This window comes from Brevundimonas sp. (genome assembly GCF_036405315.1).
In the GTDB taxonomy this organism is placed as follows: domain Bacteria; phylum Pseudomonadota; class Alphaproteobacteria; order Caulobacterales; family Caulobacteraceae; genus Brevundimonas.
On the sequence record NZ_DASWXW010000161.1, the window covers coordinates 22,109 to 29,360 of the forward strand.

The window sequence follows — 7,252 nt, forward strand, 5'->3', positions numbered from 1 at the left end:
ACCGGCTCGCCGGTCTGCCGGCTCCGCGCCCATTCTCGATGATGCCAACTCAAGCGGGCCCAAAACGGTCCGCTTTTTTCTTGAGGGGCCTCGACAGGGGCGCGGCAAGCCGCACTATAGGGTTCTCAAAGAAAACGCATCGGAGACGCGCCATGGCCCTTCGCAATCGTCAGTGGGTTCTTCGCCAGCGGCCCAGAGGGCTGATCCAGGACGGGGACCTGGAACTGGTCGAGTCGCCCGTGCCGGATCTGAAGGACGGCGAGGCGCTGGTCCGCACGATCTATCTGTCGCTCGATCCGACCAACCGCACCTGGATGAACGACTCCGAAGGCTATCTGCCGCCGGTGGGGCTGGGCGAGGTCATGCGCGGCCTGACCCTGGGGGTGGTCGAGCAGTCGAAGTCCGAACGGTTCAAGCCAGGCGACATCGTCACGCCCCTGTCCGGCGGCTGGGCCGACTATGCGGTGGTCCCTGAGCAGGGGCTGCGCCCGGTGCACCGGGCGCCGGGACTGCCGCTGACGGCCAATCTTTCGGTGCTGGGGATGACCGGCCTGACCGCCTATTTCGGCGTCACCGACGTGCTCAAGGCCAAGGCGGGCGAGACGATGGTGATCTCGGCGGCGGCGGGCGCCGTGGGCTCCATCGCCGGCCAGGTCGCAAAGCAGCGCGGCGCGCGCGTCATCGGCATCGCCGGCGGTCCGGAGAAGTGCCGCTGGCTGACCGAGGACCTCGGCTTCGACGCCGCCGTCGACTACAAGAACGAGGACGTAGGCGAGGCCCTGGACCGGCTGGCGCCGAACGGCGTCGACCTCAATTTCGAAAACGTTGGCGGCGACATCATGATCGCCGTGTGGAACCGGCTGAACGTCCATGCCCGCATGGCCGTCTGCGGTCTGATCTCCAGCTACAACGCCACGCGGATGCCGCCGTCGCCGAACTTCAGCCGCATCATCACCCATCGTCTGAACGTCCAGGGCTTCCTGGTGCTGGACTACGCCCATCGCGCCCGGGAGATGGTCGCGGAGATGGGCCCCTGGCTGGCCGACGGGAAGATTCAGTGGAAGGTCCACGTCGACGACGGTCTGGAAGGAGCGGTGACGTCGCTGAACCGCTTGTTCACCGGCGACCATGACGGCAAGCTGCTGGTGCGGGTGTCGGAAGAACCCGCCGCCTGAGGAGCCTGACGGGATGACCGAACCGCTGCATGTCCATTTCGAGGACCTTGAGGTCGGCCAGGTCATCCCCCTGGGCGCCTGCGCCGTGGACGCCGAGGCCCTGGATGTCTTCGCCGAGCGGTTCGCGCCGGGGTGGGACGTCGCCTACGGCGCGCCGGACGCCCTGGTCTACGCCCTGTGGAGCCGGCTGTCGGTCGAGAAGGCGGGCGGCTGGGCGGGGGCCAAGACGCTGGCGGTCGACGGCCTGCGCTTCCTGCGCAATCCGCCGCCGGGCGAACTGCTGCGCGGCCGGCTGACCGTCATGGGCAAGGACCCGGTCGGCGACGAGAAGGGCATCGTGATCGCCCAGCAGGATCTGCTGGACGAGGCGGGGCGGCTGGTCTTCTCCTGCCTGACCCGCGGCCTGATCGCCCGGCGCTGAACAGAAGAACGCCCCGCCGGTTTCCCGACGGGGCGTTTCATTTCAGAGCTCCAAATGGCCTCAAGCAGCGCGAATGCGCGTTAGGCCGCCTGGAACTTCTTAGGCGTTGGCGGCGGCCGGGGTTTCGGCGGCGGCGCGCGTGAAGGCCATGGCGATCAGGCGGTCCCAGCCCAGCAGCGACACCAGGTGAGCATAGATCTGGCCCAGGGCGCCGTTGTCGCGCAGCTCGGCCAGCTTCTCGGCCGGCAGGGCCTTCAGCTTGTCTTCCGACACGGCGAAATACTCGGCCAGCTTCTGAACCTGGCCGGCCGAGCCGTCCGGGTTGCGCGGCGTGAAGGAGGCTTCGCGGGTTTCGAACAGATCCAGGTCGATCAGCAGCTTGACGAAGGACTCCGTGCGCAGGCGCTCCTGCTCGAAGTTGTTGCAGAACTCCATCGCGTTATTGACGTAGTCGCTGGGCTGACCGTTCTCGAACAGCGGAACCTCGCCGCCTTCACCGACGAAGCCGGCGGCGCGGTCGATGCACAGGATCATGCGGTTCTGGCCTTCGTCGTTGGCGAAGACGAAGGGATAGCGGCGCACGTAGGCCGGGATGTAGGCGTCAGGACGGAAGTCGCCGTTCTGGATGAACAGGTTGTCGTTCTGGCGCAGGCCCATGGCCACGACCGGCTGCTTCAGGTCGCCGACGAAGACGATCGGATAGGACAGGGCGGCGGGCGCGAACTCGGTCACGGTCAGCGGCACGATGTTGGTCTGGGCGACGAAGGCGTAGGGCTTGTCAGCCGGGGTCACGCCCAGCTTGCCGTGGGCTTCGAGCGAGATCGGCTCCGGCTGCGTGTAGAACAGGACGTTGCCGGACAGGGCGCCGGACGCTTGGGACGTGGTGTCGGTCATGTGGGTACGGATCGGCTCTGAACAGAAAGGTCGGGCCTTCTAGCCTATGGCCGGGCGCGCGGCAAACGTGACGGTTCGACGAACGCCGGACGCGGACAGGCCATGCGGCGCCGGCGCCGGTTGCGGTGCGGCCTGCGACCCCTTAGCTGTGGGGCATGGGCGCCGCTTGCGATCACGATCATGCCGACAGCCGACCCGGCCACGCCGAGGTCGAGCAGGCGCTTGTCTCGGTCGAGGCGCGCTGCGCCGCCGAGGGCGAGCGCATGACCGCCCCGCGTCGTCGGGTGCTGGAGCTGCTGCTGGCGGCGGGCGAGCCGGTCAAGGCCTATGACCTGATCGCCCGCTACGGCGCCGACGGTCAGGCCGCCAAGCCGCCGACGGTCTATCGCGCCCTGGAGTTCCTGGAACGTCGAGGCGTAGTGCACCGCATCGCCTCCATCAGCGCCTATGTCGCCTGCACCGCCGACACCGACGGCAGCCGCGCCCACGCCGCCGCCTTCCTGATCTGCGACTGCTGCGGGGCGACCGAAGAGGTCGCCGTGGCTGGCGGCGACGCCTTCGCCGAGGCTGCTTCGGCGGCGGGCTACGCCATCGAACGCACCACCATCGAGGGCCACGGCCGTTGCCCGGCCTGCCGCGTGGCGGCCTGACGCCGATGGACGCCCTGGCCCTGTCGGCGCCGCGACGTCTGACGGTCCCTGTCGACAATCGATGGGGCGGCGGCGAGATGGCCGTGCTCGACTTCGGCGATCCGAAGCGGCCGGTCGACCTGGTCTTCGCCCACGCCAACGGCTTCAACGCCTGGACCTATCGCGCCCTGCTGCAGCCCCTGTCCGGCGCCCTGCGCATCTGGGCGCCGGATCTGCGCGGTCATGGCCGCACGCGCCTGCCCGTCCGGCTCGAAGGGCGGCGCGGCTGGAGGGATCACCGCGACGACCTGATCGCGCTTCTGGACGCCGTCGACGGGCCGCCCGTGGCCCTGGCGGGCCATTCCATCGGCGGGACCAGCGGCCTGATGGCGGCGGCCGAACGGCCCGAGCGCGTGTCGCGCCTGTTGTTGCTGGACCCGGTGATCTGGCGGCGCGAGATGGTGCTGATGATGAACCTGCCCCTGGTCGGGCGGCTGGCCGAGCGTAATCCCATCGTGGCCGGCACGCGCAGACGCCGCGCCCTGTTCGACAGCCGCGAGCAGGCCCTGGCCGGCTATCGCGGGCGCGGGGCCTTCAAGGGCTGGCCCGACATGATGCTGGCCGACTATCTGGTCGACGGTTTGCGCGAGACGGATCAGGGCCTCGAACTGACCTGCGCCCCGGACTGGGAGGCCTCCAACTATGCGGCCCAGGCGCATAATCCCTGGCGCGCCCTGCGGCGCTATCCCGGGGCGATCCGCATCCTCAAGGCTGGAACCGGCAGCCTGTGCGCCGTGCCCGTGACCGCGGCCGGGGCGCGGCGGGTGGAGACGGTGGCGGGCGGCGGGCACCTCTTCCCCATGACCCATGCCGATGTCGCGCGCGACGCCCTGCTCGAGCTGGCGGTCTGAACCGCGGCGCTGGGCCGCAAGGACGCTGACAAAACAAGAACATTCGGGGCGGGTTTCACGATGTCGGAATTTCAGGTGCGCCGCGCGACGGTCGACGACGTCGAACAGGTCCACGCCCTGATGCGGGCGCTCGCCGAGCACGAGGGCCTAGCCGCCTATCTGGCCGCCACGCCCGACAGCTTGCGGCGGGCTCTGTCGGCCGCGCCGCCGCGCGCCGTCTTCCTGCTGGCGGAAATCGACGGCCGGGCGGTCGGCTTCGTCTCCTGGACGCGGGTCTACGGCATCTGGCGCGGCGGCGACTATCTCAACCTCGACGACCTGTTCGTCGCAGACGGCGCACGCGGCGCCGGCGTCGGCGAGGCCCTGATGCGAGCCTTTGCGGCCGAGGCGTCGGCCGAAGGGCTGGCGGGGCGCTGGGAAGTTCAGACCGACAACCACGGGGCGCGGCGCTTCTATGGGCGCCTGGGCGCTGATCAGGAGGAAAAGGTGGTGGTGCGCTGGACGGCCGAGGCAATGCGGGCGGGGCTCTGATGCGAACCGGGGTTGTCGTCAGGCGGTTCGGTGGTAGGCCTGAGACACGATGTCGTCGTCCGCCCCCTCCAGTTTGCCGCGCCTCCTTCTGGGGTCGTTGATCGGCGCCGTGATCGGCCTGATCCTGTTGGCGCTGGGCATGGCCATTCTGTGGAAGGCGGCCGACCCGCGCGGATCAACGCCAGAGGGTGTCGCAGCCTTCGCGCCCGCGCCGCCGCTCAGCCGGAACGCGGAAGCGACGTCGCCTGTGCCTTATCCGGCCGTGGGGCCCGGAAAGCCTCCGCCGGTCCAGATCCCGGTCGAGACGCCGCCGAGAGCCGCGACCTCGCTCTGGCGTTCGATCTTCGATGACGGGGATGATCGCCTCGTCGCTGAGGCTGAAGCGGCGCCGTCTCGCGCCGCTCCGGCGCCCCCTACGCGGCCCGCGCCGCGACCGGCCGCCCCCCGACGCCCGCCCGAGGCGCAGCGTCAGGACGACAGCCTGTTCTTCTGAGCCGTCAGGTCAGGCGGGCGCAGGCGTGGATCAGCCGCTCCACGTCCTCTTCGGACTGATAGAGGCTGAAGCCGAAGCGGATGACGTCGTCGCGCACGTCCGTGACCACGTTCATGTGTTGCAGGTCGGCCTTCCAGCGCGCGGCCTCGTCGGAACGCAGGGCCAGGAAGCGGGCGCGGGGCGCGTCGCCCTCGACCGGATTGAGGATCTCGGCCTGCGACAGGGCGCCGGCCTCGCCGTTCCGGATCGCCGTCTGGAAGCGGGCCTGAAGCTTGCGCGCATGGGCGGCGATGGCGGCGGTGGTCAGGCCCTGCTCGTCCAGCATCCGGCGCACGGCGTTGAGGCGGTAGAGGGCGCTGACGTCGAAGGTGGCTCCCCAGAAGCGGCCGCCGTCGGTGCGGTACTGGACCCCGCCGGGCGGGCCTTCCAGATGGCCGAATTCGGCGAACCAGCCGGTGATGACCGGGCGCGGGCAGAATCCGGGCGGCGCGTGCAGGAAGCAGGCGCCTTCGCCGGCCATGGCGTATTTGTAGCCGCCGGCCAGATAGAAGATCCTGTCCGCCACGCTCGACAGGTCGGTCGGCGTGGCCATGAAGCCGTGATAGCCGTCGACCACCACCCAGGGGCCCGCCGGGTCGGCCAGGACCGCCAGGTCGGAGAGGGCGTCGAACACCTGGCCGGTGCGGAAGAAGACCTGGCTGACCAGGATCAGGTCATGCCCGCCCGCCCGCGCCGCTGCGACGAAGCGGTCAGCGAAGGTGGAAAAGGGCTGCAGCGGCACCCGCGTGACCACGGCCTCGCCCGCCTCTTCCCAACGCTCGGACTGGCGGCGGAAGGAGTGGAACTCACCGTCGGTGGACAGGATGCGCACCGGCTTCTTCTCGACCCCGGACACCAGACGGATCAGCAGGTCGTGGGTGTTGGAGGTGAAGATCAGGCTGTCGGGCGAGGGCAGGTTCAGCTCCCGCGCCACATGTTTCTGCGCCTCGGGAATGACCTCGCCGAACACCAGGTCCCACTTGCGGTCGGCGAAGCGGTTGGCCTCGGCCCAGGCCTGGACCTGGGCGTCGAAACTGGCGTCGGGCCAAAGGTGATGGCTGTGGGCGGCGAAATGCAGCCGCTCGGGATCGAGACCCAGGGCGCGCGAGAAGAGGGGCTTGTAGCTCATGCCCCGACCTTACCCGGATCAGCGGACGGCCCAAGTGAAAAGGCAGGCCAGCTTCTCTCAACCGCTCATCCCCGCGGAAGCGGGGATGAGCGGAAGTAATGAAAAAGGCGGGCCGCTTTCGCGAACCCGCCTCTTCATTCTCAGATCAAGCTGCCGTGGCAGTGCTTGAACTTGCGGCCGGAGCCGCAGGGGCAGTCGGCGTTGCGGCTGGTGCGTTCCCAACCGACGGGCAGGGCCTCGACCGGCAGTTTCGAACGATCGTCGCCGGTCAGCATGCCTTCGGGGTTCTGAGCCGACGGATTGGCCATTTCGTTCTCGCCGGTGCCGGGGTTCAGGTGGATTTCCTGGAACTCGGGCATCTCCATCGCGGGCGGCGCCTCGAAGCGGAACTCGACCGTCATCAGCCAGCGGGTGACGTTGTGGCGCAGGTCGTGCAGCAACGTCTCGAACAGGTTGAAGGCTTCGGTCTTGTATTCGTTCAGCGGGTCGCGCTGACCGTAGCCGCGCAGGCCGATGACGCCGCGCAGGTGGTCCAGGTGGACCAGATGCTCGCGCCACTGCATGTCAATCATCTGCAGCATGAACTGCTTTTCCAGACCGCGGGTCTGGTCGGCGCCGATCATCTCCAGACGCTCGGCGGCGCGGGCGTCGGCGGCGGCGTTGATGCGCTCCTCGATCTCTTCGTTCGAGACGCCTTCCTCGGCGGCCCAGTCCTTAAGCGGCAGCTCCAGGCCCAGGGTGGAGCGGACCTTCTCGTCCAGACCGTCCATGTCCCACTGCTCGGCATAGGCCTTGGGCGGCATGTAGCGTACGACCAGGTCGGAGACGACGTCGAGACGGAAGTCTGCGACCAGTTCCGACAGATCCTCGGAGTCCATGAACTCCTGACGCTGTTCGAACACGGCCTTGCGCTGGTCGTTCACGACGTCGTCGTACTTCAGCACGTTCTTGCGCATGTCGTAGTTGCGGGCCTCGACGCGCTTCTGGGCGGTTTCGACGGCGCGGTTCAGCCAGGGGTGGCTGATGGCCT

The 7,252-nt window shown here is 68.9% G+C and carries 9 protein-coding genes; 6 read left to right on the forward strand and 3 right to left on the reverse strand.

The window, feature by feature from the left end; all coding sequences use genetic code 11:
• Positions 1-152 precede the first annotated feature (152 nt).
• Positions 153-1,175 carry an NADP-dependent oxidoreductase gene (locus VGE49_RS10170; RefSeq protein WP_331034442.1) on the forward strand — a complete coding sequence of 341 codons (1,023 nt, stop codon included), beginning with the start codon at positions 153-155 and terminating at the stop codon, positions 1,173-1,175.
• A 13-nt stretch (positions 1,176-1,188) separates the two neighbouring features.
• On the forward strand, positions 1,189-1,596 hold the full coding sequence (locus tag VGE49_RS10175) for a MaoC family dehydratase (protein WP_331034443.1): 408 nt from the start codon (positions 1,189-1,191) through the stop codon (positions 1,594-1,596).
• Between the two features lie 99 nt (positions 1,597-1,695).
• On the opposite strand, the gene VGE49_RS10180 is transcribed toward VGE49_RS10175, so the two are convergent.
• On the reverse strand, positions 1,696-2,490 hold the full coding sequence (locus tag VGE49_RS10180) for a SapC family protein (protein WP_331034444.1): 795 nt from the start codon (positions 2,488-2,490) through the stop codon (positions 1,696-1,698).
• 155 nt (positions 2,491-2,645) lie between these two features.
• Between VGE49_RS10180 and VGE49_RS10185 the strand changes: the two genes are divergently transcribed.
• From VGE49_RS10185 to VGE49_RS10200, 4 genes are read left to right on the forward strand one after another with little or no spacing between them, the layout of a single operon-like run.
• Positions 2,646-3,140 (forward strand): Fur family transcriptional regulator, encoded by a 495-nt coding sequence (locus tag VGE49_RS10185; protein ID WP_331034445.1) that lies wholly within the window; start codon positions 2,646-2,648, stop codon positions 3,138-3,140.
• A gap of 5 nt (positions 3,141-3,145) precedes the next feature.
• Positions 3,146-4,030, forward strand: a complete 885-nt coding sequence (locus VGE49_RS10190; RefSeq protein WP_331034450.1) for an alpha/beta fold hydrolase — start codon at positions 3,146-3,148, stop codon at positions 4,028-4,030.
• A gap of 60 nt (positions 4,031-4,090) precedes the next feature.
• Positions 4,091-4,561 (forward strand): GNAT family N-acetyltransferase, encoded by a 471-nt coding sequence (locus tag VGE49_RS10195; RefSeq protein WP_331034446.1) that lies wholly within the window; start codon positions 4,091-4,093, stop codon positions 4,559-4,561.
• A 49-nt stretch (positions 4,562-4,610) separates the two neighbouring features.
• Complete coding sequence (locus tag VGE49_RS10200) at positions 4,611-5,054, forward strand: hypothetical protein (RefSeq protein ID WP_331034447.1); 444 nt, start codon at positions 4,611-4,613, stop codon at positions 5,052-5,054.
• A gap of 4 nt (positions 5,055-5,058) precedes the next feature.
• Here VGE49_RS10200 and VGE49_RS10205 read toward each other — a convergent pair whose 3' ends face one another.
• Positions 5,059-6,222 carry an aminotransferase class V-fold PLP-dependent enzyme gene (locus VGE49_RS10205; RefSeq protein WP_331034448.1) on the reverse strand — a complete coding sequence of 388 codons (1,164 nt, stop codon included), beginning with the start codon at positions 6,220-6,222 and terminating at the stop codon, positions 5,059-5,061.
• Between the two features lie 140 nt (positions 6,223-6,362).
• The coding region (locus VGE49_RS10210; RefSeq protein WP_331034449.1) for an SEC-C metal-binding domain-containing protein at positions 6,363-7,252 on the reverse strand (890 nt) is incomplete at its 5' end.

Coding starts and splice junctions, on each gene's coding strand:
- VGE49_RS10170 (WP_331034442.1), top strand. CDS start 153: ATGGCCCTTCGCAATCGTCAGTGGGTTCTTCGCCAGCGGCCCAGAGGG.
- VGE49_RS10175 (WP_331034443.1), top strand. CDS start 1,189: ATGACCGAACCGCTGCATGTCCATTTCGAGGACCTTGAGGTCGGCCAG.
- VGE49_RS10180 (WP_331034444.1), bottom strand. CDS start 2,490: ATGACCGACACCACGTCCCAAGCGTCCGGCGCCCTGTCCGGCAACGTC.
- VGE49_RS10185 (WP_331034445.1), top strand. CDS start 2,646: ATGGGCGCCGCTTGCGATCACGATCATGCCGACAGCCGACCCGGCCAC.
- VGE49_RS10190 (WP_331034450.1), top strand. CDS start 3,146: ATGGACGCCCTGGCCCTGTCGGCGCCGCGACGTCTGACGGTCCCTGTC.
- VGE49_RS10195 (WP_331034446.1), top strand. CDS start 4,091: ATGTCGGAATTTCAGGTGCGCCGCGCGACGGTCGACGACGTCGAACAG.
- VGE49_RS10200 (WP_331034447.1), top strand. CDS start 4,611: ATGTCGTCGTCCGCCCCCTCCAGTTTGCCGCGCCTCCTTCTGGGGTCG.
- VGE49_RS10205 (WP_331034448.1), bottom strand. CDS start 6,222: ATGAGCTACAAGCCCCTCTTCTCGCGCGCCCTGGGTCTCGATCCCGAG.